25 protein-coding genes are annotated in these 26,038 nt (G+C 73.1%); 12 read left to right on the top strand and 13 right to left on the bottom strand.

The window, feature by feature from the left end; genetic code table 11:
* Window positions 1-246 precede the first annotated feature (246 nt).
* From OG753_RS15385 to OG753_RS15370, 4 genes are all read left to right on the top strand, one after another.
* Window positions 247-1,086, top strand: coding sequence for an SDR family oxidoreductase (locus OG753_RS15385; protein ID WP_327266768.1), 840 nt, complete (start codon window positions 247-249; stop codon window positions 1,084-1,086).
* A 6-nt stretch (window positions 1,087-1,092) separates the two neighbouring features.
* Complete coding sequence (locus tag OG753_RS15380) at window positions 1,093-2,484, top strand: NAD(P)/FAD-dependent oxidoreductase (protein ID WP_327262361.1); 1,392 nt, start codon at window positions 1,093-1,095, stop codon at window positions 2,482-2,484.
* Between the two features lie 81 nt (window positions 2,485-2,565).
* Window positions 2,566-4,053 carry a cytochrome ubiquinol oxidase subunit I gene (locus tag OG753_RS15375; RefSeq protein ID WP_327262360.1) on the top strand — a complete coding sequence of 496 codons (1,488 nt, stop codon included), beginning with the start codon at window positions 2,566-2,568 and terminating at the stop codon, window positions 4,051-4,053.
* Entirely contained in the window at window positions 4,050-5,093 is a 1,044-nt protein-coding gene (locus tag OG753_RS15370; protein WP_327262359.1) for a cytochrome d ubiquinol oxidase subunit II, read from the top strand. The genes OG753_RS15375 and OG753_RS15370 overlap by 4 nt, the downstream gene beginning before the upstream one ends.
* Before the next feature lie 5 nt (window positions 5,094-5,098).
* On the opposite strand, the gene OG753_RS15365 is transcribed toward OG753_RS15370, so the two are convergent.
* From OG753_RS15365 to OG753_RS15350, 4 genes are all read right to left on the bottom strand, one after another.
* Window positions 5,099-6,679 (bottom strand): GMC oxidoreductase, encoded by a 1,581-nt coding sequence (locus tag OG753_RS15365; RefSeq protein ID WP_405788795.1) that lies wholly within the window; start codon window positions 6,677-6,679, stop codon window positions 5,099-5,101.
* Between the two features lie 171 nt (window positions 6,680-6,850).
* Window positions 6,851-7,336, bottom strand: coding sequence for a gluconokinase (locus tag OG753_RS15360; RefSeq protein WP_405792681.1), 486 nt, complete (start codon window positions 7,334-7,336; stop codon window positions 6,851-6,853).
* A gap of 26 nt (window positions 7,337-7,362) precedes the next feature.
* Window positions 7,363-8,307: a cyclase family protein gene (locus tag OG753_RS15355; RefSeq protein ID WP_405788793.1), complete on the bottom strand. Its 945-nt coding sequence runs from the start codon at window positions 8,305-8,307 to the stop codon at window positions 7,363-7,365.
* A 3-nt stretch (window positions 8,308-8,310) separates the two neighbouring features.
* On the bottom strand, window positions 8,311-10,131 hold the full coding sequence (locus OG753_RS15350) for a glycoside hydrolase family 15 protein (RefSeq protein ID WP_327262355.1): 1,821 nt from the start codon (window positions 10,129-10,131) through the stop codon (window positions 8,311-8,313).
* Between the two features lie 347 nt (window positions 10,132-10,478).
* Here OG753_RS15350 and OG753_RS15345 point away from each other — a divergent pair, with 347 nt between their 5' ends.
* Window positions 10,479-11,399 carry an aldose 1-epimerase family protein gene (locus OG753_RS15345; RefSeq protein ID WP_405788792.1) on the top strand — a complete coding sequence of 307 codons (921 nt, stop codon included), beginning with the start codon at window positions 10,479-10,481 and terminating at the stop codon, window positions 11,397-11,399.
* Between the two features lie 142 nt (window positions 11,400-11,541).
* Here the strand turns inward: OG753_RS15345 and OG753_RS15340 are convergent, their stop codons facing one another.
* The gene (locus tag OG753_RS15340; RefSeq protein ID WP_327262353.1) at window positions 11,542-12,699 is read right to left on the bottom strand and encodes a glutamate--cysteine ligase; all 1,158 of its coding nucleotides are present in this window, start codon (window positions 12,697-12,699) and stop codon (window positions 11,542-11,544) included.
* Window positions 12,700-12,913: 214 nt separating this feature from the next.
* On the opposite strand from OG753_RS15340, the gene OG753_RS15335 reads away from it, so the two are divergent.
* Window positions 12,914-14,176 (top strand): MFS transporter, encoded by a 1,263-nt coding sequence (locus OG753_RS15335; RefSeq protein ID WP_327262352.1) that lies wholly within the window; start codon window positions 12,914-12,916, stop codon window positions 14,174-14,176.
* A gap of 188 nt (window positions 14,177-14,364) precedes the next feature.
* On the opposite strand, the gene OG753_RS15330 is transcribed toward OG753_RS15335, so the two are convergent.
* On the bottom strand, window positions 14,365-14,727 hold the full coding sequence (locus tag OG753_RS15330) for a cupin domain-containing protein (protein WP_327262351.1): 363 nt from the start codon (window positions 14,725-14,727) through the stop codon (window positions 14,365-14,367).
* Between the two features lie 48 nt (window positions 14,728-14,775).
* On the opposite strand from OG753_RS15330, the gene OG753_RS15325 reads away from it, so the two are divergent.
* On the top strand, window positions 14,776-15,600 hold the full coding sequence (locus OG753_RS15325; protein ID WP_405788790.1) for a helix-turn-helix domain-containing protein: 825 nt from the start codon (window positions 14,776-14,778) through the stop codon (window positions 15,598-15,600).
* Window positions 15,601-15,667: 67 nt separating this feature from the next.
* On the opposite strand, the gene OG753_RS15320 is transcribed toward OG753_RS15325, so the two are convergent.
* The 3 genes from OG753_RS15320 to OG753_RS15310 all read right to left on the bottom strand — a co-directional run bounded on the left by OG753_RS15320 (window position 15,668) and on the right by OG753_RS15310 (window position 18,522).
* On the bottom strand, window positions 15,668-17,062 hold the full coding sequence (locus OG753_RS15320; RefSeq protein ID WP_405788789.1) for a carboxyl transferase domain-containing protein: 1,395 nt from the start codon (window positions 17,060-17,062) through the stop codon (window positions 15,668-15,670).
* Window positions 17,059-17,691, bottom strand: a complete 633-nt coding sequence (locus OG753_RS15315) for a hypothetical protein (RefSeq protein ID WP_405788787.1) — start codon at window positions 17,689-17,691, stop codon at window positions 17,059-17,061. The genes OG753_RS15320 and OG753_RS15315 overlap by 4 nt, the downstream gene beginning before the upstream one ends.
* 159 nt (window positions 17,692-17,850) lie before the next feature.
* Window positions 17,851-18,522, bottom strand: a complete 672-nt coding sequence (locus OG753_RS15310; RefSeq protein ID WP_405788785.1) for a LysE family transporter — start codon at window positions 18,520-18,522, stop codon at window positions 17,851-17,853.
* A gap of 69 nt (window positions 18,523-18,591) precedes the next feature.
* On the opposite strand from OG753_RS15310, the gene OG753_RS15305 reads away from it, so the two are divergent.
* Window positions 18,592-19,029 (top strand): Lrp/AsnC family transcriptional regulator, encoded by a 438-nt coding sequence (locus tag OG753_RS15305; RefSeq protein WP_405788784.1) that lies wholly within the window; start codon window positions 18,592-18,594, stop codon window positions 19,027-19,029.
* A 10-nt stretch (window positions 19,030-19,039) separates the two neighbouring features.
* Here OG753_RS15305 and OG753_RS15300 read toward each other — a convergent pair whose 3' ends face one another.
* Together OG753_RS15300 and OG753_RS15295 are read right to left on the bottom strand one after the other, a co-directional pair.
* Window positions 19,040-20,617 carry a GAF domain-containing protein gene (locus OG753_RS15300; protein WP_405788783.1) on the bottom strand — a complete coding sequence of 526 codons (1,578 nt, stop codon included), beginning with the start codon at window positions 20,615-20,617 and terminating at the stop codon, window positions 19,040-19,042.
* The gene (locus OG753_RS15295) at window positions 20,614-21,651 is read right to left on the bottom strand and encodes a rod shape-determining protein (protein WP_327262344.1); all 1,038 of its coding nucleotides are present in this window, start codon (window positions 21,649-21,651) and stop codon (window positions 20,614-20,616) included. Before OG753_RS15295 ends, OG753_RS15300 begins: the two co-directional genes overlap by 4 nt.
* Before the next feature lie 212 nt (window positions 21,652-21,863).
* Between OG753_RS15295 and OG753_RS15290 the strand changes: the two genes are divergently transcribed.
* Window positions 21,864-22,571, top strand: a complete 708-nt coding sequence (locus OG753_RS15290) for an esterase/lipase family protein (protein ID WP_405788782.1) — start codon at window positions 21,864-21,866, stop codon at window positions 22,569-22,571.
* A 25-nt stretch (window positions 22,572-22,596) separates the two neighbouring features.
* On the opposite strand, the gene OG753_RS15285 is transcribed toward OG753_RS15290, so the two are convergent.
* The gene (locus OG753_RS15285) at window positions 22,597-23,157 is read right to left on the bottom strand and encodes a hypothetical protein (RefSeq protein ID WP_405788781.1); all 561 of its coding nucleotides are present in this window, start codon (window positions 23,155-23,157) and stop codon (window positions 22,597-22,599) included.
* Window positions 23,158-23,235: 78 nt separating this feature from the next.
* Here OG753_RS15285 and OG753_RS15280 point away from each other — a divergent pair, with 78 nt between their 5' ends.
* Complete coding sequence (locus OG753_RS15280) at window positions 23,236-23,961, top strand: hypothetical protein (RefSeq protein WP_405788780.1); 726 nt, start codon at window positions 23,236-23,238, stop codon at window positions 23,959-23,961.
* Between the two features lie 43 nt (window positions 23,962-24,004).
* Here OG753_RS15280 and OG753_RS15275 read toward each other — a convergent pair whose 3' ends face one another.
* Window positions 24,005-24,430 carry a MarR family transcriptional regulator gene (locus tag OG753_RS15275; protein WP_327262340.1) on the bottom strand — a complete coding sequence of 142 codons (426 nt, stop codon included), beginning with the start codon at window positions 24,428-24,430 and terminating at the stop codon, window positions 24,005-24,007.
* A 95-nt stretch (window positions 24,431-24,525) separates the two neighbouring features.
* Here OG753_RS15275 and OG753_RS15270 point away from each other — a divergent pair, with 95 nt between their 5' ends.
* Together OG753_RS15270 and OG753_RS15265 are read left to right on the top strand one after the other, a co-directional pair.
* Complete coding sequence (locus tag OG753_RS15270) at window positions 24,526-25,548, top strand: NADP-dependent oxidoreductase (protein ID WP_405788779.1); 1,023 nt, start codon at window positions 24,526-24,528, stop codon at window positions 25,546-25,548.
* Between the two features lie 64 nt (window positions 25,549-25,612).
* Entirely contained in the window at window positions 25,613-26,035 is a 423-nt protein-coding gene (locus OG753_RS15265; RefSeq protein ID WP_202201684.1) for an organic hydroperoxide resistance protein, read from the top strand.
* Window positions 26,036-26,038: the final 3 nt, after the last annotated feature.

Raw genomic sequence — 26,038 nt, 5'->3', positions numbered from 1 at the left:
GCGCTCCCTCTCGGGCGGGCGCGGGGTCCGGGGCACCCGTAGCCCGACCGTGTGACGCGCCCGGACGAAGTACGGCCGCGTTGCGTGCCGGTCTCTCCCACCCGCCGCACAGGGTGCTTTTGTCTGGGGGCCGGGTGCGCGACGGCTCCCGTGGCCGTCCCGACGGGCCGGCCGCTGTCCAGCGTCCCTCCTGCGCATCGTCCGGTCCCCGAGTGCGTCCGCCGAAAGGCAGAAGGAGAGAACGTGGTGGCAGCAAACGCCGACCAGGGCCGCGGGGCGGCGTCCGCGCAGCTCCTCAGGGGCCAGAAGGCGTTGGTGACCGGCGCCAACTCGGGCATCGGCCTGGCGACCGCCGTCGCCCTGGGCCGGGCCGGAGCGGACGTCGTGGTGAACTACGTCGCCGGTGCGGACGAGGCACAGGAGGTCGTGAGGCGGATCGAGGGCTTCGGTGTGCGCGCCTACGCCCACGAGGCCGACGTGTCCGACGAGGACCAGGTGGTCGCCATGGTCGCGCGGATGGTCGAGGAGTTCGGCACCATCGACATCATGGTGGCCAACGCGGGCCTCCAGCGGGACGCGGCCCTGACGGAGATGACGCTCGCCCAGTGGCAGAAGGTCATCGACGTCAATCTGACCGGCCAGTTCCTGTGCGCGCGGGAGGCCGCCAAGGAGTTCGTCCGGCGCGGCGTGGTGGAGGAGGTCTCCCGCTCGGCGGGAAAGATCATCTGCATGAGCTCGGTCCACCAGATCATCCCGTGGGCGGGGCACGTGAACTACGCCTCCTCCAAGGGCGGTGTGGCCATGCTGATGCAGACCCTCGCCCAGGAGCTCGCCCCCCAGCGGATCAGGGTCAACGCGGTCGCACCCGGCGCCATCCGGACGCCGATCAACCGCGACGCCTGGTCCACCCCCGAGGCCGAGGCCGATCTCCTGCGGCTGATCCCGTACCGCCGTGTGGGCGATCCGGAGGACATCGCCAATGCCGTCGTCGCCGTGGCGTCCGACCTGCTCGACTACGTCGTCGGCGCCACCCTCTACGTCGACGGCGGAATGACGCTCTTCCCCGGCTTCGCCACCGGAGGCTGATCCCAGGTGCAGGATCACATCACGCCCCGCCGGGTGGTGATCCTCGGCGGAGGGTTCGCGGGGCTGTTCGCCGCCCGAGCCCTGCGGAAGTCTCCGGTCGCGGTCACCGTGGTCGACCGCCGCGCCCATCACCTCTTCCAGCCGCTGCTCTACCAGTGCGCCTCGGGGATCCTGTCCGAGGGGCAGATCGCACAGCCGCTCCGCGGGGTCCTGCGGCGCCACCACAACGTGCGCTGCGTGCTCGCCGAGGCCACCGACGTGGACGCCGGCGCCCGGCTGGTCCACGCCCGGCGGCCCGGGGGCGGAGCCGTCGTGCTGCCGTACGACGATCTGATCGTCGCGGTGGGCATGCGGCAGTCCTACTTCGGCCACGACGAGTTCGCCGCGCACGCACCCGGCATGAAGACCCTGGACGACGCGCTCGACATCCGCCGGCGGATCTACCGGGCGTTCGAGATGGCCGAAACGGCTGCCGACGACCGGGAACGGCAGCAGTGGCTCACCTTCGCGCTCGTCGGAGCCGGGCCGACCGGTGTCGAACTCGCTGGACAGATCAGGGAGATCGCCGGCCACACGCTCGACCGGGAGTTCCGGAAGATCGACTCCGCCAGGGCGCGGGTGCTGCTCTTCGAGGGGTCCGACGCGGTGCTGGGTTCCTTCGGCCCCCGGCTGGCCCACCGCGCGGCCCGGACCCTGCAGGATCTCGGAGTGGAGCTCCACCTGGGCACGAGGGTCACCGGCGTGAGCGCGGACGGTCTGACGGTGGAGGACCGTGACGGCCGGACGACCCGGTTCGACGCACGCACCGTGCTCTGGACGGCGGGCGTCGAGGCGCCTGCGATCGCGGCCGCGCTGGCCCGGGCGACCGGCGCCGAACAGGACCGGGCGGGACGCATCCTCGTGGAACCCGACCTCACCGTCCCCGGCCATCCGGAGATCCGTGTCACGGGCGACGTGATGGGGCTGAACGGGCTGCCGGGACTGGCCGAAGTCGCCATGCAGTCGGGTGCGTACGCGGGCCGCAGAGTGCGCCACGCCGTCGAGGGCAGGACGAAGGAGCCGAAGCCCTTCAGGTACGTGGACCTCGGCAGCGCCGCCTACATCGCCCGTGGCCGGGCCGTCGTCAAGGCCGGCCCGCTGCACCTGTCCGGCTTCACCGGCTGGCTGGTCTGGCTCTTCATCCACCTGGCCTTCCTCACCGGCTTCCGCAGCAGGCTGGGAGCGGTGCTCAGCTGGTCGGTCGCCTTCGCCACCGGCTCCCGGCGGGAGCGCGCCTTCACCATGACCGATTCCGGCTCCGATTCAGGCTCAGACTCAGGCGTCGACTCCGGCCCCGACGCGTCGGCGGTCCGTGCGCCCGGGCCGAAGGCGCCCGTGCCTCCCCCTCCGCCTCCGTGAGGGCGGGCCCGGCCCCGGGCCCCTCCGCATCCTGTCCCTCCGTAGCCCCGCCACCGCGCGGGGCAGACCATCGAGGCACACATGCTCAGCACCGCGGCCCTTCTGGCGAACAGCACCCCGCCCCAACTCCTGCCGGCGCGAGAGCTGATGGCCTTCACGCTGGCCTCGCACATCCTGCTGGTCCCGTTCGGCGTGGCACTGCCGTTCATCACGTTGCTGATGCACCACCGGGGGCTGCGCCGCAAGGACGAGGTCGCACTGAAGCTCGCCCGGCGCTGGTCGGCGGTGATGGCCGTCCAGTTCGCCATCGGGGTCGTCACCGGCACCGTGCTGTCCTTCGAACTCGGGCTGCTGTGGCCCGGGATGATGGGCCGCTGGGGCGACGTCTTCGGACTTGGGTTCGGCATCGAGGCCTGGGCGTTCTTCCTGGAAGCGGTCCTGATCGCGATCTACCTCTACGGCTGGCGGCGGCTGAAGCCCTGGACGCACTTCTGGCTGGCCGCACCGCTGCCCTTCGCCGCGTTGATGGGCGCCTTCGGCATCATCGCCGCCAATTCCTGGATGAACACCCCGCAGGGGTTCCGCCTCGACGCCCAGGGCAAGCCGGTCGACATCGACGTACGGCAGGCGATCTTCACGCCGATGTTCGGCCCGGAGTACTGGCACTTCGTGGTCGCGATGTTCCTGACCGCCGGCTACGTGGTCGCCGGCGTGTACGCGGTCGGCTGGCTGCGGGGGCGCCGTGACCGGTACCACCGGCTGGGCTTCACGCTGCCGTTCACGGTTGCGGCGGTCCTGACACCGGTCCAGTTCATGATCGGCGACTCCGCCGCGCGGGCCGTCTACCAGAAGCAGCCGATCAAGTTCGCCGCCATGGAGATCGTCTGGGAGACCGGCACCCATATGCCGGAGTACCTGTTCGGACGGCTGAACAGCGACGGAACGATCTCCGGCGGAATCAAGATCCCTCAGCTGGACTCCATCCTCGCCGGATTCAAGCCCAGCACCCGGGTCACCGGGCTGACCGCGGTGCCGGCCGATGCCCGTCCCACGGTGGTCCAGGCCACCATCGCCCACTGGGCGTTCGACATCATGGTGACCATCGGCAGCCTGCTGATCCTGCTCGCCCTCTGGTACGGCTGGTGCTGGCTCAGACACCGGGACCTGCCCCGCAGCCGCTGGTTCTTCCGGTGCGCCGCCGTCGCGGGAGCCGCGTGCCTTCTCACCGTGGAGTGCGGCTGGATCACCACGGAGGTGGGCCGCCAGCCCTGGATCGTCTACAACCAGATGAGGGTCTCGGAGGCGGTGACCGACACGCGCGCGGGATCGCTGTGGGCGATGCTCGGCATCATGATCGTCGTGTACGTGGGGGTGTTCGGGGCGTTCCTCGCGGTCATCCTGAAGATGCGGACCCGCTGGCGCATCGCCGACGAGGGCGGGACCGCCGGGCCCGTCGATCCGCCCCCCGAGACCGACACCCCCTACGGGCCCAGAAGCGAACCCGAGCCGACAGGCGCGGGAACGACCCCCGGTGGCGGGTCCGACGGCACCCCCGGAGGTGCCGCGTGACGGCCGACCTCGTCGCCTGGGTGATGGTGCTCGCACTCGCCGCCTACGCCTGCGCCGGAGGGACCGACTACGGCGCGGGCTTCTGGGACCTCACGGCGGGCGGCGCGGAGCGGGGGAAGCGTCCGCGATGGCTGATCGACCACGCCATGGCGCCCGTCTGGGAGGTCAACAACGTCTGGCTGATCTTCGTCTTCATCGTGATGTGGACGGGCTTCCCGGCCATGTTCCAGGCCGTGTTCGGCGCGCTGTGGCTGCCGCTGGCCCTGGCGGCGATCGGCCTCGTGCTCCGCGGCGCCGGATTCGCCCTGCGCAAGCCGACCCGGCGACTGGCGCAACGGCGGATCTACGGCGCGATGTTCGCCGTCTCCTCGCTGCTCACGCCGTTCTTCCTCGGGGCGGCGCTGGGGGCGGTGGCCTCCGGCCGGGTCGCGGTGGGCACGGCCGCCTCCGCGCACGCCTGGGCCAATCCGACCTCCGTCCTCACGGGCCTGCTGGCCATCGCGGCCACCGCGTTCCTCGGCGCGGTGTTCCTCTGCTCCGACGCACGCCGCTTCGGAGCCGACGACCTGGTGGACCACTTCCGGCTGAGGGCACTGCTGGCCTTCTGCGCCGTCGTCGTCCTCGGGCTCATCGGTCTGCCGGTCACCCATGACGACGCCCGGTACGTCTGGGAGGGGCTCACCGGGGGCTGGGGCCTGCTGCTGCTCGTGCTGGCCGCGATCTGCGGTCTGGTGACGGCGGTGCTGCTGCTGCGCCGGTCCTACCGCTGGTCCCGCTACACCGCGGTGGCGAGCGTCGCCCTGACCGTCGGCGCCTGGGGATGCGCGCAGCGGCCCTACCTGCTGCCCACCACGCTGACGGTGGCCGACGGGGCCGGGGCCCCGCAGAGCATGCACTGGCTGGCCATCGTCACGGCGATCGCGGTCCTGCTGGTGGGCCCGGCGCTCGTCCTGCTCTACCGGCTCGACACCATGGGCGAACTGGAGCCCCTCACCGACGCAGACACCCAGGCAGCCGGCGCCCCCGGGGACAACCTGTAGCGGCGTCAGCCCAGGCGGGCGGCTATGTGGTCGCCCACCCGCAGGGCGTTGGCGATGGCGGTCAGCGACGGGTTCACCGCGCCGATGCTGGGGAAGAAGCTGGTGTCCACGACGTAGAGGTTGTCGAGGTCGTGGGCCTTGCAGTTGACGTCGAGGGCCGAGCTCCGCGGGTCGTCGCCGAACCGCACGGTGCCGGCCTGGTGAGCGGTGGCGCCGATGGGCATGCCCTTGTGCAGGTAGATGCTGTGGTCCAGCAGGTGGTGCTCGTGCATGCCCAGATGACCGAGCATCCCCCGCAGCTTGTGCTGGAGGCGCTTCAGCCCGGCGATGTTGTTCTCCTCGTCGAGGGCCAGGTGGATGGCGTCGTCCTTGTCGAGGGTGACCCGGCTGCCGGGCAGCGGAAGGTCCTCCCCGCACAGCCAGAAGTCGACGGCGTGGTGCGCCAGCACCTCGAAGGGCATGCCGGGCATGACGGCGCCGGCCCAGCGCGGTGCCTCGCCGTGGATCTGGTCGGCGTCCGACTTGCCGAGCATCTGGATGCCGCCGAGCGGGTACTCCCAGTCGTCCGCGCCCAGGTACCAGTCGTTCAGCGCCAGGGTCTTCTGGAACCGGGTCGGGTTCGGTTCCTTCGACACCGCCATCAGCGCCAGGTTGTTGTGGCGCATGTAGTGGCGTCCGACCACGTCCGAGCTGTTGGCCAGTCCGCCGGGGTGCCGGTCATTGGCCGAACGCAACAGCAGGACGGCGGAGTTGACCGCTCCCGCCGAGACCACCACGATGTCGGCGCCGAACACCTCGGTCGTGCCGTCCGCCAGCTCGGCGACGACTCCGGTGACGGTGCGTCCGGTCGGATCGGTCTCCAGGCGCCGCACATCTGCTCCGGTCACCATCGTCACGTTGTCGTGGGCCAGTGCCGGATCGACGCAGATCACCTGCGCGTCGGACTTGGCGCCCAGCAGACAGGGGAAGCCGTCGACCCGTTCGCAGCGGATGCAGACGCTGTCATGGGTGGCCCGGCCGTTCTCGTCCTGGGTGAGGTTCACGCCGATCGGCAGGTGGAAGGGGTGCAGGCCGGCCTTCTCCAGATCGTCGCTGAGCTGCTGGATGCGGGGCTCGTGCTCGACCGGCGGGTAGGCGTACTGCGCGCCGGCCGGTCCCGCGGTGGGGTCCTCGCCGTGCCGGCCGTGCACCAGGTAGAGGTGTTCGGCCTGGGTGTAGTACGGCTCCAGGTCCTCGTAGCGGATCGGCCAGGCCGGGGAGACGCCGTCGTGGTGGCGCAGTTCGCCGAAGTCCTCCGGCCGGAGCCGGAAGAGCGCGGCGCCGTAGAACTTGGTGTTGCCCCCGACGTAGTAATTGACCTCCGGGGGGAACCGGTTGCCGTGCTTGTCGTACCAGAACTCCGGGGCGCGGTACTTGCCCTTGACGAAGACGGCGGTGGAGTCCCAGTTGTCCCGCTCCCGGGGCAGGTAGCCGCCGCGTTCCAGGATCAGGACCCGCTTGCCGGTGGGGGCCAGCCGGTGGGCGAGCGTTCCGCCGCCCGCTCCCGTACCGATGACGATGACGTCGTAGTGCTGATCGTCGGCCATGAGAGGGTCCCGTTCTTGGAGTCTTCGGCTGTCCTGGCCGTGGCGCCCGTCCTGGGGCTCCGGTCTGCGCCGTTCCGCGCGGACACTCGCACAATCGGGATATTCGGCTCCTTTCCCAAGTTATCGGGTGGGTCGGGCGGTGGCGACCCGACGGGGTCCGGCGGACGCCCGTCATCCCGCCGCCCGGAGGGCGCGCACCGCCCGGTCGACGATGGTCTGCGGGCCGGCCGTGGCGTCGACGGTCAGGCCGGGCTCATCCGGCCGCAGCGGTTCGAGGGCGGCGTACTGGGAGTCCACCAGGGAGCGGGGCATGAAATGGTCCGCCCGGCCGGCGACCCGCCGGTCCGCGGTCGCGCTGTCGAGCGCCAGGTAGAGGAACCAGGTGCCCGCGCCCGCCCCGCGGAACAGGTCCCGGTACTCGTGCCGGAGGGCCGAGCACGCCACCACCCCGCCCCGGCCGGCGTCGGTCGCCTCCCGGATCCATCGGGCGACGGACAGCAGCCACGGCCGCCGGTCCTCGTCGTCGAGCGGATGACCCGCGGCCATCCTGGCGCGGTTCGCGGCAGGGTGGACGTCGTCCGCGTCCAGGAAGGCCACCGTGAGCCGCTGTGCGAGCAGCGCCCCGACGGTGGACTTGCCCGATCCCGAAACGCCCATCACCACCACGACCGTCGGCGGCGCGTTCACAGGACGGCGATCGGGTTGACCGGTGAGCCGGTGGCGTCCGGCAGCCTCAGCGGGGCGATCACACAGAGGAAGGACCAGCGCCCCTGCGCCTCGCAGGCCGGTGCCAGGTCCTCGAACTGCAGGTAGTCCAGCAGGTGAAGGCCCATGGCGTGGATCGCCAGCACATGGACGGGGAAGGCGACGCCCTCGGTGGAACTCGGCGCGGTGTCGTTGTTCCCGTCCCCGCCGAGCACGGCGACCCGCCGGTCCGCGAGGAACTCCAGCGCGGACGGATGGAGTCCGGCGCGCTCCCGCGCCGCGTGCCACGGCCCGAGTTCGGCGCGGCGCCTGCGATGGCCCACGCGGACGAAGAGCAGATCGCCCTCTCCCACGCGCAGGTGCTGGGCGGCCTCGGCCGCGCCGAGGTCCTCGGCGCTCACATGATCGCCCGGTTCGAGCCAGGGCGCGCCGCGCAGCCGCGGGATGTCCAGCAGCACGCCGCGTCCGACGATCCCGTCGCCCGCCACCTCTATGGAGAGCGACGTCGCGCCGTCCGCCGTGACGCTGCCGGCCGATACGCCCCCGTGCAGGGTGCCGTCGTAGATCACGTGGCAGAGGGCGTCGATGTGGCTGTCGGCGTCGCCGTGGACGTTCATCGCGAAGCTGTCCGTCGCGAACTGCAGCCCGCCGGAGCCGTCCTCCCCGGGCCGCGTGCTCATCCGGTGCTCCGCGGGCTCCGGATTGTCCGGGCCGGGCCGCGTCTCCACCGGCGCGGCGAGCGTGATCGTCCGGCCGGTCACCGCCTCCCGGGTCGCGGCCAGCACCGTGGCGGGAGTGAGCGCGGCCAGAGCGCCCCGGTCACCCGCGGCCCAGACCGCGCCCGCGCGCAGGCGCCGGTACAGCGCGCCGAACTCGTCCTCGGTCAGCCGCGGAGCGCGCGGCGGACGGGCATCCGTGACCATGGGTCAGCGCCCGGTCTCCGCGTCGAGGGCCTCGTCGAGGGTGGTGGCCGCCATGATGAGCGACAGGTGGGTGAACGCCTGCGGGAAATTGCCCAGTTGCTCCCCGCTCGGCCCGATCTCCTCGGCGAAGAGCCCGACGTGGTTGGCGTAGGTCTGCATCTTCTCGAAGGTGTAGCGGGCCTGGGGCAGCCGCCCCGCCCGGGCCAGCGCGTCGACGTAGAGGAAGGTGCACAGGCTGAAGGTGCCCTCCGAGCCGCGCAGTCCGTCCGGCGACGCCGCCGGGTCGTAGCGGTAGACCAGGCTGTCGGAGACGAGCTTGCGGTCCATCGCGTCCAGGGTGGAGAGCCAGGTCGGGTCCCTGGGGGAGAGGAACTGGACCCTCGGCATGAGCAGCAGGGAAGCATCCAGGACGTCACTGCCGTAGTGCTGGATGAAGGCACCCTCCCGCTCGCTCCAGCCGCGCTCCATGACCTGCTCCAGGATGGCGTCCCTCGCGGCGCGCCACTTCAGCACGTCGGCGGGCCTGCGGAAGTGCTCGGCCAGGCTCAGACCGTGGTCGAAGGCCGCCCAGGACATCACCCGGCTGTAGGTGAAGTCCTGGCGGCCGCCGCGGGTCTCCCAGATGCCCTCGTCCGGCCGGTCCCAGGCCTCGGCGAACCAGTCGAGCATCCTGGCCATCGACTTCCATCCCCGGTAGGTGGACTGCTGCGCGATCTCCCGGCCCTGGGAGAGTGCGTAGAGGGCCTCGCCGTAGATGTCCAGCTGGAGCTGGTCGGCGGCACCGTTGCCGATGCGGACGGGGTAGGAGCCGCGGTAGCCCTCGAAGTGTTCGAGCGTCTCCTCGGGCAGGTCCGGGTTGCCGTCGACCCGGTACATCGTCTGGAGCGGCTCGTCGTCCTTGCCCTCGCGTTCCTGCAGCCTGTCGATCAGCCAGTGGAGGAAGGCGGTGGCCTCCTCGGCGAACCCGAGGTCCAGCATGGCGCGCACGGACAGCGCGCTGTCGCGCACCCAGGTGAAGCGGTAGTCCCAGTTGCGTTCTCCGCCGACCTGCTCGGGCAGGCCCATGGTGGCCGCCGCGACGAGGGCGCCGGTGGGGGCGTAGGTGAGGAGCTTGAGGGTGATGACCGAACGGTGCACCAGCTCGGGCCAGCGGCCCCGGTAGCGGGACTGGCGCAGCCAGGACTGCCAGAATTCGCCGGTGTCGGCGACCTGCGCGGTGAGTCCGTCGACCGTCGGGGGTGCGGGTGCCTCGCCGCCGGACGCGCAGACGGTGAAAACTGCGCCGCCGGACTCGCCGGCGCTCAGCGTCACCCTGCCGCGCACGTCCTGGCCGTCCCGCTCCAGCGGGAAGGAGGTCTGCAGGTGCGCGTCCATGTCCGGGGCCCGGAACAGACCGGTGTTCCCGCCGAGCTCCAGCCGGTGCTCGGCCCGCCCGTAGTCGAAGCGCGGCCGGCACTCGAAGGTGAACTCGACGGTCCCCCGTACGGCGCGTACGACGCGCACCAGGGTGTGACGGTCGGTGGCGGTGCGGGTCCGGTCCGGAGGCATGAAGTCGACCACCTCGCCCACCCCGTCCGGCGACATGAACCGGGTCACCAGAATGGCGGTGTCGGGGTAGTAGAGCTGCTTGCAGGTCGTGTCGGGGTGCTCGGGGCCCAGCCGCATGTACCCGCCGCCGTCATGGTCGAGCAGGGCGGCGAAAATGCTGGGCGAGTCGAACCGGGGAGCGGCGAACCAGTCCACGACCCCCTGCGACGAGACGAGCGCGGCGGTCTGCAGGTCGCCCACCAAGCCGTGTTCGGCAATGGGAGGGTAGCGGTCCATGGCTGCTCCGAGGTCGCGGAAGAGCCCCCTGCTCCCACTATCGGCCACTCGGGTGGCCCTTGCGCGTCGAAGCGGAGGGTGTCCGCCCGCCCGAGCCGGGCGCCCCATCCGGCGCACGGGACCCTCCCGAGCGGGCGTCGCGGCACCGGCCGCCGTCGCCGGGTGGGGTCTCTGCCCGCCCGTGGGCCCCAACAGGCGAATGCGCCCGGCGATTTCACCGGCGGGAACGTGTTGCGCTTGACCGGTGCGACGCGGGGCCGCAGGCTCCCGACGGACGGGCCCGCGTCGCAGGCCACCACGGCGCCGGAGTCCGAGGACACCGGCAGGGCGGACCCAGGAGGCCACGCGTGCAGCGAAGCCGTACCGGACGGCAACTGACCCTCCGCCACGGCAGGCAGCGCGCCGTCGTCGTCGAGCTGGGCGCGGCCCTGCGGTCGTACGCGGTCGGTGAACGGGCCGTGATCGACGGATTCGCCGAACAGGGCCCGATCACCGGCGGGCGCGGCCAGCTCCTCGTGCCGTGGCCCAACCGGATCGGCGACGGCCGCTACTCCTGGGCCGGGCACGACCAGGAGCTGCCGCTCACCGAGCCGGCCGGCGGCAACGCCATCCACGGGCTGCTCCGGTGGGTCGCGTGGCAGGTCGTGGAGGCGAGCGAGAGCCGGGCCGTCCTGGAGGTCCCGCTGTGGCCGCAGCCGGGCTACCCGTTCCACCTGCACGTGCGTGCCGAGTACGCCCTGGGGGAGCGCGGGCTCGAAGTCGCCGTCACCGCGCGCAACCTCGACGCGAGTGCCGCACCCTACGGCTTCGGCCAGCACCCCTACGTCACCGCGGGCACGGCGGTCGTCGACCCGGCGGTGCTGACCGTTCCCGCCCGGACCTGGCTGCGCACCGATGAGCGCGGTCTGCCGGTGGCCGCCGAGCCGGTCGACGGGACCGAGTACGACCTGCGAACGCCGCGGGCCGTCGGTGCGCTCCGGCTGGACACCCCCTTCGGCGACCTCGACCGGGACGCGGACGGCCGGGCCGTGGTGCGCCTGGCCCACCCGTCGGGCGGGTACGGCACGGATGTGTGGCTCGGTGAGGGCGCCGACTACGTACAGCTCTACACCGGCGACACACTGCCGCCGGGGGAGCGCCGTCGCGCGATCGCCGTCGAGCCGATGACCTGCCCCCCGGACGCGTTCCGCAGCGGCACCGGGCTGATCGCCCTCGCCCCGGGCGAGGAGCACACCGTCCGCTGGGGGATCACGGCGTGGGGGGACTGACGGCGCCGTCGCGTTCGCCGGACCGGTCCGCCCCGGCACCCGGGGCCCCGCTCCTCTCACCCCCGCCCCTCGGCCCGGGTGCATCCGGGGCTCCGGGGCTCCGGGGGTTTCCGGGGGTGAGGGGAGCGGGCCGGGCGTCGGGTCAGAAGGCCTCCGTCTCGTCCGTGAGGTGGCGCAGTACGTCCGTCAGGTCCTGGCGGCGGGCGAACGCCGCACGCTGGCGGTGGGCACCCGACCCGTCCCGCAGGAGACCCGCCAGGGTCTTGGCCGCGTGGTCGAGGTCGCCGGAGGCGGCCAGTTCCGGGGCGACCAGGTCCAGCAGGGCCTCCGCCAGGTCCGCCGCGGGGAGCTCCGTCCCCGAGTACGGGTCGAGGCCGAATCCCTCCAGGCCGTCGTGGGCCGCCCGCCAGCGCGCGAGACGCAGTACGTCGTCCCGTACGGCCGGCTCGGGACGCCGCTCCGCGATCTCGCGCAGTGCCGTCGAGACCAGGGCGCGGGCCAGCTCCGCCTGGAGGACGGCCGAGTCGATGTCCGGGGACATGTCGGGCGCCCGGATCTCGAGCGTCGGCCAGTGCCCGGACGGGCGCAGGTCCCAATAGACCATCTTGGTGTCCAGGGCCGCCCCGGAGCCGAGCAGGGTCTGGACCGAGCGCCGGAAGTGGGCCGTGGACGTGAAGTGCGGGGGCAGGCCCGCCGAGGGCCAGCCGGACCAGGCCATCGCCCGCCAGCTGGCGTGACCGGTGTCGCGGCCGCCCCAGAACGGCGAGTTCGCGGCCAGCGCGATCAGCGTGGGCAGCCAGGGTCTGATCCGGTTGGACACGGCCACCGCCGTGTCCACGTCGAGCGTGCCGATGTGGATGTGGCGGCCGCAGCTGACGAGGGTGTCGGTGAGCGCGCCGAAACGGCGGTGCTGCTCGCGCTGGCGCGGCTCGTCGTCGGTCAGGTGCAGCGGCCCCTGCACGGCGACGACCGGCGAGGGGGCGGCCAGCAGCCGGCAGCCGTGGGCGCGGGCGGCCCGGCCGAGGGTGCGCCGCAGGGCGGCGAGCTCGGCGCGCAGGGTGGCGGCCGAGTGCGCTATCGGGGTGGATATCTCCACCTGGTAGCGGGTGCCCTCGGGATGCAGCTCGCCGGGCAGCCCGCCGGCCGTCGCCAGGACCAGCGGGGCGGCGGGGACCACCCGGAAGGTGCGGGCGTCGACGAGCAGGAACTCCTCCTCGACTCCGACGGTGAGGGGGACGGTGGGGCGCACCGTGTTCTGCGTCGTGCCGGTGCTCGTGGTGCTGTTGCCAGGTTCGATCACTACGCCTCCCTGGACATACGAGTCTTTTCATCATGAGCCGAACGCGAGGGGAGGAGCGCACGTCGATTCGGTCAAATGTCCGGTGATAGTGGCGAGTTACCGGTAACGAGTCGCCCGCGCGGGGAGTCCGGGGCCGGGTGGGGCGACTGTTGCCGGTGGGTGGGAGGGACGAAAATCCCGGAGGGCCGCGGACGGCCGGTGGTTATCATCCGCTGTGACCCCCGAGACCGCTCCGCCCCGCCCCCCGCAGCGAATATTCGCCGACCTCACCCCGCTGAGCGTGTCCCTGGACTACCGGCGGCTGTGGTTCGGCGGAACCATCTCCTGGGTCGGCCAGGCGATGACCACCCTCGCGATCTCGCTGCAGGTCTACGACATCACGGGGTCCAGCTTCTCGGTCGGGCTCGTGGGGCTCTTCTCGCTCGTCCCGCTCGTCGTCTTCGGTCTCTACGGCGGCGCGATCGCCGACACCGTGGACCGGCGCAAGCTCGGCCTCTACAGCTCGCTGGGCGCCGCCACGCTGTCGGTCGCGCTCGCCGCGGCGGCGCTGCTCGGCTTCCACCACGTCTGGTTCCTGTACGCCGTCGTCGCGCTCCAGGCGGTCTGCGGTGCGCTCACCGGACCGGCGCGCTCCGCCATGATCCCCAGGCTGCTGCCGACCGAACTGCTGCCCGCGGCCAACGCCCTGAACTCCGTGACCATGACCTTCGGGATGATGGCCGGCCCGGCCCTGGGCGGGGTCATCGTCACCTTCGGGGGCTACGAGACGGCCTACCTGATCGACGCCGTCACCTTCACCGCCGCGCTCTACGCGATGTGGCGGCTGCCGTCGATGAAGCCCGACCGGGCCGAGGGCGCGCGGGGCCGGGCCTCCGTCATCGACGGCCTGCGCTTCCTCGGTACCCGGCCGAACATCCGGATGACCTTCTTCTCCGACCTGGCCGCCATGGTGCTGGCGCAGCCCCGGGCGCTGTTCCCGGCCGTCGCCGGGCTCTGGTTCGGCGGCGGCGCCGGCACGGTAGGCCTGCTGGTCGCCGCCTCGGCCGCCGGGGCGCTGCTGGGCGGTCTGTTCTCCGGCTGGCAGGGCCGCATCCGCCGGCACGGACTGGCGATCCTGCTCGCCGTGGCCGGCTGGGGGCTGGCCGTCGCCGTGTTCGGGCTCACCCGGAACCTGTGGCTCGGCATGTTCTTCCTGGCGCTGGCCGGCTACGCGGACACCGCCTCGATGGTGTTCCGCACCACCATGCTCCAGGCCGCCACCCCCGACGACATGCGGGGCCGCCTCCAGGGCGTGTTCATCGTGGTCGTCGCGGGCGGGCCCCGGCTCGGGGACTTCCTCGCCGGGACCGCCGCCGAACTGACCTCCCCGACCACGGCCGTCACGGGCGGGGGACTGGCCTGCGTGCTGGTGCTGGGACTGCTCGCACTGCGCTGGCGGAACTTCGCCCGCTACGACGCGCGGTCCCCGCAGGCCTAGGCCGTCTCTTTCGGATCTTGTCGGCCGAGCCCGCGTTGTCCGGTGCCGTGCATCGCAAGGCGGAGGAGCTCCCGCGTACTGGACGTACTCGGGAGCCCCGACAACACAGCGAGGTGCGGTGCCGGGCAACGCGGGCCTGGGGGCACCTCCCAGCGGTAGCTGGGGGAGCAAGATCCGAAAGAGACGGCCTAGGCGTCCACCGGCTCGCGGGTGCGGTCCCCGCCCTCGGCGCCGGTGTTCGGGGTTCCGGCCGGTTCGAAGAGGAGGATCTGCGCCTCCTCCGCTGCCGCGGGGCAGTGCTCGACCCCGCGCGGGACGACGTACATCTCCCCGGGGCCCAGGACCACGTCCCCGTCGCGCAGCCGGATCGTCAGCGTGCCGCCGACCACCAGGAAGAGCTCGTCGGTGTCCTCGTGGGTGTGCCAGATGAACTCGCCCTGCAGCCGGGCGGCCTTGACCTCGTAGTCGTTGACGCGGGCGATGCGCCGCGGGGCCCACTGCTCGGTGAAACCGGCCAGCTTCTCGGCGATGTTGACCTTGTGTGTCGTCATGCGGACAGCCTGGCGGCACGCCCGCGGGCGGTCTTGTACGTTCCTGACATGGCCGCTATACGTCCGCGCAGCACCGTGTCCGCCTGGCAGCCACCGGTGACCGGCATCGCCGAGGTCTTCCACGCCCGCTTCACCGAGCACGCGTACCCGGCCCATGTGCACGACACCTGGGCGCTGATGATCCTCGACGGCGGGCGGGTGGACTTCGCCCTCGACGGGGAACGGCACCGCGTCGGGGTGTCGGACCAGGTGATCCTGCTGCCGCCGGGGGTGGCCCACGACGGGCGGACCGTGAATGGGACGGGGTTCCGAAAGCGCGTGCTGTACCTGGAGACCTCGGTGCTGCCGGAGCGGCTGGCCGGAGCCGCCGTCGACGCCCCGCTGCCGGCCGGTCCGGCGCTGCGCGAGCGGGTGCACGGGCTGCACCTGGCGCTCGCGGAGCGGGACCCCTTCGAGGCCCAGTCGCGGCTCGCCTTCGTGGCGGAGCGGCTGCACGGGTGGCTGGCGGGGCACGCTGCCGAGCTGCCGGGGCCCGGGCCGGGCGCGGCGCCGGGCGCGAAGGTCGCCGTACGGCTGCGCGAACTGCTCGACGCGCGGGTGGCCGAGGGGATCACCCTGGCGGAGGCCTCGGCCGAGCTCGGCCTGCACCCCACCCACCTGATCCGGAGCTTCGGCGCGGCGTACGGGCTGCCGCCGCACGCGTACCTGACCGCGCGGCGGGTGGCCCTCGCGCGGCGGTTGCTGCTGGCGGGGGTCCGGCCGGCCGAGGCGGCGGTGGCCGCGGGGTTCTACGACCAGGCGCACCTGACACGGCACTTCGGGCGGCACGTCGGGATCAGCCCGGCGCGGTTCGCCCGGTCCGGCCGGCTGTGAAGGGAAGCCGGCCGGTTCGTTGCCGTGCCGGGTGGACGTCCGGCTTCCGGCCCGCCGGGACCGGTCCCTAGGCGGTGTCCTCGCCGTGGCCGGGCCGGGCCGGGCCGACGATGCCGCGGGCCACGCCCAGGGCGACCAGGTCCTGGGGGCGGATGCGGAGCTGGTCCGCCGTGGCCGGGGCGGCCGACGGCGGGCGCTTGAGGATGGCCGCCGCCAGTTCCGGGGCGATCACCGAGAAGTAGCTGTCCGGGGTGACCCACGTGTTCCCCGGCGCGGCCAGCGCGAGGGCGCCGCCCGAGCCGCCCTCGCCGATCAGCAGGGTGGTGACGGGGACCGTGGCCGCGGCCAGCGCCGCGAAGGCGTCCGCGATGGCCGCGCCGGCGCCCGCGTGCTCGGCGGCGGCGTCGTTGGCCGCGCCCGGGGTGTCCACCAGGGTGAGCACGGGGATGCCGAGCCTTTCGGCGAGGCGGACGACGCGGGCGGCCGTACGGTAGCCCGCCGGGCGGGTGGCCGTGCCGCACTGGGCGGCGTAGGCGACGGCGCGGCCCTCGCGCAGCCCGAATCCGCACAGCATGCCGGGGTCGGTGGCGCCCGCGCGGTCCCCGGAGAGGGGCAGGCGGAGCTCGAAGTACGCGTCCAGGTACGCGGCGGCGCGCGGCCGGTCGGGGTGACGGGCCTGCAGCACGGCGCCCCAGCCGGTCCGCGGAGGTTCTCCGCCCGCCGCGCGGCCCAGCGCCGCCGGCGGTTCGACCGGCCCGGCGGGCCGGGGCGCGGCCAGCACGCGGAGCCAGTCGGCGAGGGTGCCCGGCAGCCCGGCGGCGGGCACCACGGCGTCCACGTGGCCGGCGGCGTACTGGCCCTCGGCGGAGTAGGCCGTCGGGTCCGCGTCCGCCGGGCGCACCCGGGACCCGGCGAAGCCGACCTGGGCCCCGGGGAGCGCGAGGACGACATCGGCCCCGGCGCCGAGGGTGGCCCAGCCGCCGCCGGTGGTCGGATCGCGCAGTACGGCGAGCTGGGGGAGGCCCGCGGCCCGGGTCAGGACGCACTGGCGGGCCACGCGCTGGAGCTGTGTCAGCGCGAGCATGCCCTCCTGCATCCGGGAGCCGCCGGTGGCGATGAGCGAGACGAGGGGGAGGCGGTGTTCGCGGGCGTGGACGTACGCGGCTTCGAGCCGGTCCCCGGTGCGCTCGCCCAGCGAGCCGCCGAGGAAGCCGAACTCGAAGGAGATGACGGCGGCTTCGTGGCCGCCGATGCGGGCGGTACCGGTGACCACGGACTCCTGCTCGCCGGTGCGCGCGACGGCGCGGGCGCGGGAGTCCGCGTAGCCGGTCCACTCCAGGGGGCCGTCGGGTCCATGGGGGCCGTCGGCGGGTGACTCCCCGCCGGGGGCGGGGAGTTCGGCGAAGCTGCCGGGGTCGGTCACGGAGGCGATGGCCGCGCGGGCCGAGAGGCGGGTCGTCACGGGGTCACACTAGAAGGTTCCTGTCGTTCGGGTCGGGCGGTCAGGGGGAGGGACAGGGGCAGGAGGGCCGCGGTGAAGAAGAGCGCGCCGAGCGGCAGCAGGTCGAGGCTGACGGCGGTGGTGGCCGTGCCCAGCAGCACCATGACGGGCCGCCAGGGGCTGACGCGGCGCTGGACGGCGAGATGGACCAGGAGCCACAGGAGGCCGACGTAGAAGAGGATCGGGCCGACGGTGTAGACGGCGGGCAGCACCCCGGGGTGGCTCTGGATCTCGTCGAAGAGCCGGGACATCTCCGGGCGGTCGGCGGCTCGGAAGCCGACGACGAGGTCGATGACGGCCTGGGCGGTGACGGCCAGCATGCCGGCCAGGCCCAGCAGGGTGGCTGCGGCGGCGCCGAGGCGGCCCGCCCCGCGGGCGGGCCCCGTCATCCGGTGCAGGGCCGGGAGGATCAGCGCGAACTGCAACACGCCCGCCAGCAGCGCGATGTGGCCCGCGGTCCAGGCGGCGCCGGGGCCGTGGTCGGGGTCGCTGAGCCGGATGAGGCCGTAGACCAGCATGCACAGGGGAGCGGTGACGAAGGCGGCCCGGGTGAGGGCCGCCCGGCGCGGACGCGGCGGTTGATTGGTCATGTACCGATCATTGGGGCCGGGCGTCCGCGCCGTATCCGGCATCACCCCGAGCCCACCCCGAGCCCACCCCGAGCTCACCCCGACCCGCCCCCGAGCAGTCCCCGACCGCTCCCGGACCACTCCCGCCCCGTCCCCGCCCCCGACCGCCCGCCGGAGCCGTCACCCGAGGCCCGGCAGGGGGAAGGCGATCTTGAGGGCGTAGGCGGCGACCAGTCCGTAGCCGAGGCGGAAGGTCCAGACGCGGGCGCCGTGCGGGATGCGGTGACCGGCGAGGGAGCCGAGCGCCACGAGCGCCTGCTGCCACAGGAGGGAGGCGGCGCCGACACCGAGGAGGAAGGCGGCTCCCGCCGGGCCGGCCCGCAGATCCGCGCCCTGGGCGGTGGTGAGGGCGGCGAAGTAGAGGGCGGTGGTGGGGTTGAGGGCGGTGAGGCCGACGTACCGGGCGAACGCCTTGGCCGGCCGTGCCGGGGCGGCGACGGAGGCCCGGCCCCCTCCGGCCGGGGCCGGGGGCGCCGCCGCCCCGGGGGCCGGCGGCGGGGCCGGGGAGGCCCGCGAGAGGCCGTGGGCCGCGATGACCAGCAGGATCACCGCCGAGGCCAGCCGGACCCAGGCCTCGACCGGCGAGACGTGGGAGGCCACCCAGGGCCCCAGGGCGGTGGCGAGGGCCGCGTAGCCGAGGTCGACCGCCGCGATTCCCACGGCCGCGGCCACGGCCGTACGGCGGTTGCGCATCGCCTCCTGGAGCAGCAGCACGCTCATCGCACCCATGGGCATCGCCACGCCCAGCCCCGCGACCGTGCCCGCAAGCGCCGGTGTCATCAGTTCGCTCATGGGGCGAGATTCGGCCCCGGCCCCGGCAGGACGAGCGCGAATATCGGCCCCGGCTGCGAGAATCGCGGTATGGACCGCCTCGACAGGGAAATCCTCGGCATCCTGCAGCAGGATGCACGGATCTCGTACCGGGACCTGGGTGTCCGTGTCGGCCTCAGCGCCAATGCCACCGCCGACCGGGTGCGGCGGATGCGCCGCGAGGGGGTGATCCGTGCCTTCACCACGATCGTCGATCCGGCCGCTGACACCGGCGGCGGGCTCGTCGTCTTCATCGACGTCACCCTGCGCCAGGACACCACCAACGAGGAGTTCGAGCGGCAGGTCGCCAGGCTCCCCGGGATCACCGAGGTCGTGCACGTGACCGGCCAGCACGACTACCTCGTCCGCGCCCGGGCCGCCGACCCCGCCGCCCTCGACGGGCTGCTCCGCCGGCTGAAGCGGGAGGCGGGGGTGGCCCAGTCCAACACCCGGATCGCCCTGCGCGCCGCCACCCGCCCGGGCCAGTGACCCGGGCGCACTACAGCGCCGACTCCCACGTCACCGTCGTGCCCCGCGCTCCCGACTCCGTACGGCCGTCGTCCGCCACCGTCAGACGGACCCGGGACGGGTCCGCCTCCACCTGCACCTCGATGAAGGTGATCCCGCCGCGCCGGTGCGCCGCGGCCAGGGCGCCGCGCAGGGCCCCGAGCAGGTCGCCCGCCACCGGCTCCGGCAGCAGGGCGTCCACCGCACCCGAGAAGTGCACCGACGGCTGGAAGCCGAGCACGGCGGCCGCCCCGCCCGTCTCGCGCAGCACCCGGCCCCGGAAGGTCGTCGGGGCGTCGGTCGGCGGCTGCTGGAGGGCGAAGATGGCCGTCCGGACCTCCTGGATGGTGGAGTCCAGCTCGTCCACGGCCCGGCCCAGTTCGTCGCCCACCGTGTCCCCGGACGGGGCGTTCGCGGCCCGCCGCCGGGTGCTCTCGAGCATCATCTCCGTGGCGAAGAGCCGCTGGACCACCAGGTCGTGCAGGTCCCGCGCGATCCGGTCGCGGTCCTCGTACACCGCCAGCTGCTCGCGGTCGTGCTGGGCGTCCGCCAGTACGAGGGCCAGCGCGGCCTGGGAGGCGAACTGCGAGGCGAGCAGCCGGTCCACCGCGTCGTACGCGGGACCGCCGCGGGCGCGGGGCAGGGCCAGGGTGCCGATCAGCTGGCCGCCGCTCTGCAGCGGGAGCATCATGCTCGGCCCGAACCGCTCGCGCACGTGCGTGGTCATCCGGGGGTCCGTCGCCGAGTCCTCGATGAAGACGGGCTCGCCGCCGAGGAGTTGTACCAGCACCGGCGAACCGGGCGCGATCGCCGTCCCCACCAGGTCCCCGGGGTCCCCCTGCGTGGAGGCAGCCACGATCTCCATGCCGCCCTCGGGGGTCGGCTGGAGCACCACCCCGGCCGCGGCGTCCGCCAGCAGCCGGGCCCGTTCGGCCACGCACATCAGGGCGTCCGCGGCCGGGCGGCCGGCGAGCAGGGTCGTGGTCACGGCGGCGGCGCCGTCGATCCAGCGCTCCCGGCGGCGCGCGGTCTCGTAGAGCCGGGCGTTGCCGATCGCTATCCCCGCCTGCGAGGCCAGGACGCGCAGCAGGGAGAGGCCGTCGTCCGTGAAGGGGCCGCCGCCCCGCTTCTCGGTGAGGTAGAGGTTGCCGAAGACCTCCGTGTGCACCCGGATCGGGACACCCAGGAGGCTGTGCATGGGCGGGTGGCCCGGCGGGAAACCGGCCGCCCGCGGGTCCTGGGTGACGTCGTCCAGGAGCAGCGGGCGGGGGTCGCTGACGAGGGCTCCGAGCACGCCGGACCGTGCGTCCGGCAGGTGTGGGATCGCGGCCCGCTCCTCCTCGGTCAGCCCGGCCGTGAACAGCTGGGTCAGCAGGACGCGCTCGGGGTCGACGACCCCGAGCGCTCCGTACCGGGCCGCGCACAGCTCGGTCGCCGAGTCCACGACGTGCTGGAGGGTGGCGTGCAGCTCCAGCTCGGACCCGACGTTGAGGACTGCTTCCAGCAGTACCGGAAGGCTCGCCGCCTCCTCGCCGGGCCGGTCGGGCTTCGCGGGCTCCTGGGGCCTCATTCGGCCAGCGGGTTGAGGACCATGGGGGCGATCTTCCCTTCGAGCATCGCGCCGAGACCGAGTACGGCGCACACGTCCGGCCGTTCCGCGATGGCGACGGGCATTCCGGTGGCGTCCCGCAGCATCTGGTCCAGGCCCGGCAGCAGGGCGCTGCCGCCCACCATCATGATCCCCCGGTCCGTCAGATCGGCGACCAGGTCCGGCGGGCAGTCCCGCAGCACCTTGCCGATGCCGTCGAGGACGGCGGTCAGCGGCGTGTGGATGGCATCCCGTACCGCCGCGGTGTCCACGTGGACGGACCGGGCCAGGCCGGTGGCCACGTCGCGGCCGTGGATCAGGGTGGAGGCCGGTCCTCCAGCGGTGAGCCCGTTGCCGTGGAGGGCCAGCTGGAGCGGCCGGACGGCCTGGCTGGGCAGCATCAGCTCGTGCGCGTGGCGCAGGTGCTGGACCACCGCGTGGTCGATGGCCTCGCCGCCGACCGGGATCCGCTGGGCGGTGACGATCGATCCGAGGGAGAGGACGGCCACCTGGGTGGCGGCGGCCCCGCACACCATGATCATCGTCGCGGTCGGCTGCTCCACGGGGAGTCCGCAGCCGACGGCAGCCGCGATCAGGGTGTCGACCAGTTCGACACGCCGGGCGCCGAGCCCGACCAGGGTCTCCACGGTGGCCCGCTGGGCGAGCGGGTCCGCGTCGTGGGGCGTGCAGGCGGCGGCCCGCAGCCGGGGCTTGCGGCGCAGGGCGCGCCGCAGCTTCTCGCCGAGGAGGTGACGCAGCATCCGCTGGGCCATCTCGATGTCGACGACGGTGCCGCCGGAGACGGGGCGCACGACCCGGATGTAGTCGGGCGTGCGGCCGGTCATCCGCTCGGCGAAGGTGCCGACGGCGATGAGGGCACCGGTGCGGGTGTTGACCGCGGCGACGCTGGGCTCGTCGACCACGAGGCCGGCGCCCTTGACGTACACGCGGGTCCTTGCCGCCCCCAGGTCGACGGCGACGTGGCAGCGGCGCAACTGCTCAAGACTGACGGTCACGGCAGATCCTCCCGAGAGCGCTGACGCAAGAGGACCGACGGAAATGTCGGTCACTTCTCATATCATCGCGGGCAATTCGGTCTCATGGCCCGTTGAGATGCTCCGGCCGGGGGGTGCCTCGCGGCTGCATGGGGGTGGATTTCTGTACCGACAGGCAGCACCATGCCCGCACCGCACGCGCTACTCGCGCGTAACAAGGTAAAGGGGACCCGATGCTGACGGCCCGACAGAGAATGCAGGCACTTCCGGCGCTCCTGACACTCCTGTCGCTCTGCCTCGCGCTGGCGGCCCCCGCCCGCGCCGCCGGTGCCGCCGATCGGGCCGTCCCCCGCAACCCGGTCGTCTTCGTACACGGCTACAACGCCGACCCGGGCGTCTGGGGAGCCCTGCGCGCGGACCTGCGGGCCACCGGGTACACCGACGCGGAGCTCTTCTCCTTCGGCTACGACACCCACCTGTCCGTCAACGAGGTCCTCGCCGGGCGGCTCGGCGCCTACGTCGACCAGGTCCGCCGGGAGACCGGCGCCGCCAGGGTCGACGTGGTCGCGCACTCCTTCGGCTCGCTGGTCAGCCGCTGGTACGTGAAGTTCGGCGGCGGCGCGGCCGCCGTGGACCACTGGGTCTCGCTGGCCGGACCCAACCGCGGCACCTCCACCGCCTGGGCCTGCGCCCTGTGGGACCAGGCCTGCCGGGACATGACCCCCGGGTCGTACGTGGTGAAGAACCTGAACGCCGGCGACGGGACCCCGGGCGCCGTGAAGTACGCGACCTTCTGGTCCGACTGCGACGAGGTCGTCAACCCGGACGACAGCGTCCCGCTGGCCGGAGCCGCCAATACGCCGGTGGGCTGCCTGGGGCACAACGACCTGCTCGGCGACGACGGAACCTCGGCCGGAGTCCGCGCCTTCCTCGCCTCCTAGCGGGTGTCCGGCACCCGAGGGGTGTCTAGGTCGTCCCGTCGAGGGAGAACCGCTGGAGCAGGCCGTACGTGAACTCCGCGACGCAGGGACGCCCCCGCGCGGCGAAGGCCAGGCGCCAGCGGGTGGGCGCGGTGCCCTCCATCGGCCGGACCGGCGCGAAGGCCCGCGCCACCTCGTCCACCGTCGCCGCCCAGGGCCGCAGATCCTCCGGTGACTCCAGTACGGGCCCCCGCGCGCCCGGTGCCCGCACCAGCCACTCGTTCCACACGGCCCCGTCCGGCGCGGCCAGCACCTCGAAGCGCAGGTCCGGCCAGAGCGGCAGCGGCCAGAGCAGGGCCTCGCACTCCAGATCGCCGATCGCGCGGTGCTCGGCGGACTCCGGCGGGCCGAGCACCGAGCGGTACCGGGCCAGGGCCCCGCGGGAGCGGGGCGATCGGACCATTGCCTGCCAGTGCTTGTTCGCCTCCCGCTGGTCCGCGAGCGAGGCGCCCAGCCGGCGGCGGGCCTGGTCGGCGAGGTCCGGCTGGAAGTCGGCCATCCGCCGCAGCAGCACCAACTGGAATGCGGCCGGCCCGAAAGATGTCATGGAAGCAACGATTCCACACAGGATCCTTACGTTCTCGGGATCTGGATGTTGCCGCGGAGCACGTAGCCTGCGGGCGCCATGAACTATTGCCACGCCTGCCGGAGGCACCTCAACGGCGCACTGGCGTGCGCCGGATGCGGAACTCCCGCCGAATACCTGATCCCCGCGGCCTCCGCAGCCGCGCCGCCCGTCGTGCCCGTCGCCGAGGTGCCGTCCCCGAGCCTGCCGACCGCACTGGCCGACGTGTACGCCGACTCGCTCGTCGTGCTGTCCGCCCCGAACGAGCGGCGCGCCGGTGGGCGCCGCCGGGTCACGCACCGGCGCCGCCGCCGGACGGTGCTGACCCTTTCCCTCGGCCTGCTGATCGCCGTCGGGGGCTCGATGGCGGTGGCCCGTATGGCCACTGACGGGGAGCGGAGCGACCGGGCCGCGCAGGTGCTGCTGACCGAGGACGGCCCGCAGCAGCCCGCCCCGCTGCCGGACACACCGACCGCCGGTGCGCCGACGGGCTCCGGGAAGGCCACGGCGAAGGCCCCTGCCGCGGGGACGAAGACGGGCGGGGCCGCGGTGCCCTCCGGGGGCGTCGCGGAGCCGGGCGGGACGGAGTCCGCCCCCGCCCCCGGCACGTCGGGCCCGGCCTCCCGCACTCCCGGCCCGGGGAAGTCCGTACAGGGAAGCCCGTCGGGCAGGCCGTCGCAGAGCCCCACCGCGAGCACGCAGCCCTCGTCGCCGACGACGTCCCCGTCGCCGAGCCCGACACCGACCCCGACCAAGGACTGCTGGATCTTCTGCGGCTGGTTCTAGGCGGCGTCGCGCCGATCGGCCCCGAGCGGGTCCGGGCTTGGACCTAGCCGTCCAGCATCCGCTTGAGCAGGTCCCGCAAGGCCGTGCGTTCCTCCGTGGACAGGCCCGCCAGCGGTTCGCGGGCGAAGTCCAGCGACTCGCGCAGTCGCTCCGCGGTCAGGGTGCCCTCCTCGGTGGGGGCGGCCAGCTTCACCCGGCGGTCGGCGGGGTCCGGGCGGCGTTCGACCAGCCCGCGGGTCTCCAGGCGGTCGACGATGCCGGTCACGTTCGAGGGCTCGCACCGCAGTTTCAGCGCGATGCGCCGCATCGGCATGGGCTCCAGCGCGAGCATGGTCAGCACCTTGGCCTGGGCGCCGGTGAGCTGGTGGCTGGCGGCCGCGTGCTCGTACTCCGTGTGATAGCGGGCCACGACGTCGCCGATGAGCTCGACGACTTCGATGGTCACTGGGTCTGCGCGACGACTGGGCATGGAACCAGCGTACCCATTTACTTGACAACATGAAATATCTAGGCGCATGGTTGTTTCACCTAGTGAAGCAATTTCGTTCTGACCAGGAGCGCCGCATGTCTCAGATCCCCGCCGTCAGCCGCGAGTGGCACCTCGTCCGTCGCCCGCAGGGCTGGCCCGTCGCCGAGGACTTCGCCCTGCGCGAGGTGCCCGTGTCCGCCGAGCCCGCGGCCGGCCGGATCCTCGTGCGCAACCTGTACATGTCCGTGGACCCGTACATGCGCGGCCGGATGAACGACGTGAAGTCCTACATCCCGCCCTTCCAGCTGGACGAGCCGATGCAGGGCGGCGCGGTCGGCGAGATCGTCGCCTCCGCCGCCGAGGGCTTCAGCGTCGGCGACCACGTCCTGCACCCCTTCGGCTGGCGCGAGTACGCGGACCTCGACGCCGCGCACGCCGTCAAGGTCGACGCCTCGCTCGCCCCGCTCTCCGCCTACCTCGGCGTCCTCGGCATGCCGGGCCTGACCGCCTACGCCGGACTCTTCGAGGTGGCCTCGTTCAAGGAGGGCGACTCCGTCTTCGTCTCCGGCGCCGCCGGCGCCGTCGGCAGCCTCGTCGGCCAGTTCGCCAAGATCAAGGGCGCGTCCCGGGTGATCGGCTCGGCCGGCTCGGACGAGAAGGTGACGCTGCTCACGGAGAAGTACGGCTTCGACGCCGCCTTCAACTACAAGAACGGTCCCGTCGCCGAGCAGCTGCCGGCCGCCGCCCCCGAGGGCATCGACGTCTACTTCGACAACGTCGGCGGTGACCACCTGGAGGCCGCCATCTCCTCGATGAAGGTGAACGGCCGCGCCACCCTGTGCGGCGCGATCGCCGGCTACAACGACACCGAGGCCGCCCCCGGTCCGCGCAACCTGATGCAGGTCATCGGCAAGCGCCTGCGCCTGCAGGGCATCCTCGTCAACGACCACAACGGACTGCAGCAGCAGTTCGTCCAGGACGTCGCCGGATGGCTGCGATCCGGTGAGCTGCGCTACGACGAGACCGTCGTCGAGGGCGTCGAGAACGCCACCTCCGCCTTCCTCGGCATGCTCCGCGGCGAGAACACCGGAAAGATGATCGTTTCTTTCACCGGTTAGGCTCACTGCACACCGTCGTGATCGTGGGCGCGACTCACGGCGATTACCAGGAGGATTTTCCTTTATGTCCATCCAGCAGTCCGACGTCGCCTACACCGCTGTCGCCACCGCCGAGAACGGCCGCGACGGTCGCGTCGCCACCAACGACGGTCAGCTCGACGTCGTCGTGAACCCGCCGAAGGAGCTCGGTGGCAGCGGCGCCGGTACCAACCCGGAGCAGCTGTTCGCCGCCGGCTACAGCGCCTGCTTCCAGGGCGCCCTGGGCGTCGTCGCGAAGAACGTGAACGCCGACATCTCCGGCTCCACGGTCACCGCCGAGGTCGGCATCGGCAAGAACGACGACGGCTTCGGCCTGATCGTCAAGATCTCCGCCGTGATCCCGAACGTGGACGCCGCGACCGCCAAGGACCTCATCGAGAAGGCCCACGAGGTCTGCCCGTACTCCAAGGCGACCCGCGGAAACATCACCGTCGAGCTCGCCGTCTGATCC

The sequence above is a fragment of the Streptomyces sp. NBC_00029 genome (assembly GCF_045160505.1).
GTDB lineage: Bacteria > Actinomycetota > Actinomycetes > Streptomycetales > Streptomycetaceae > Streptomyces.
The sequence above is the reverse complement of the archived record's forward strand: the minus strand, read 5'-3'. Positions and strand labels throughout refer to the sequence as shown.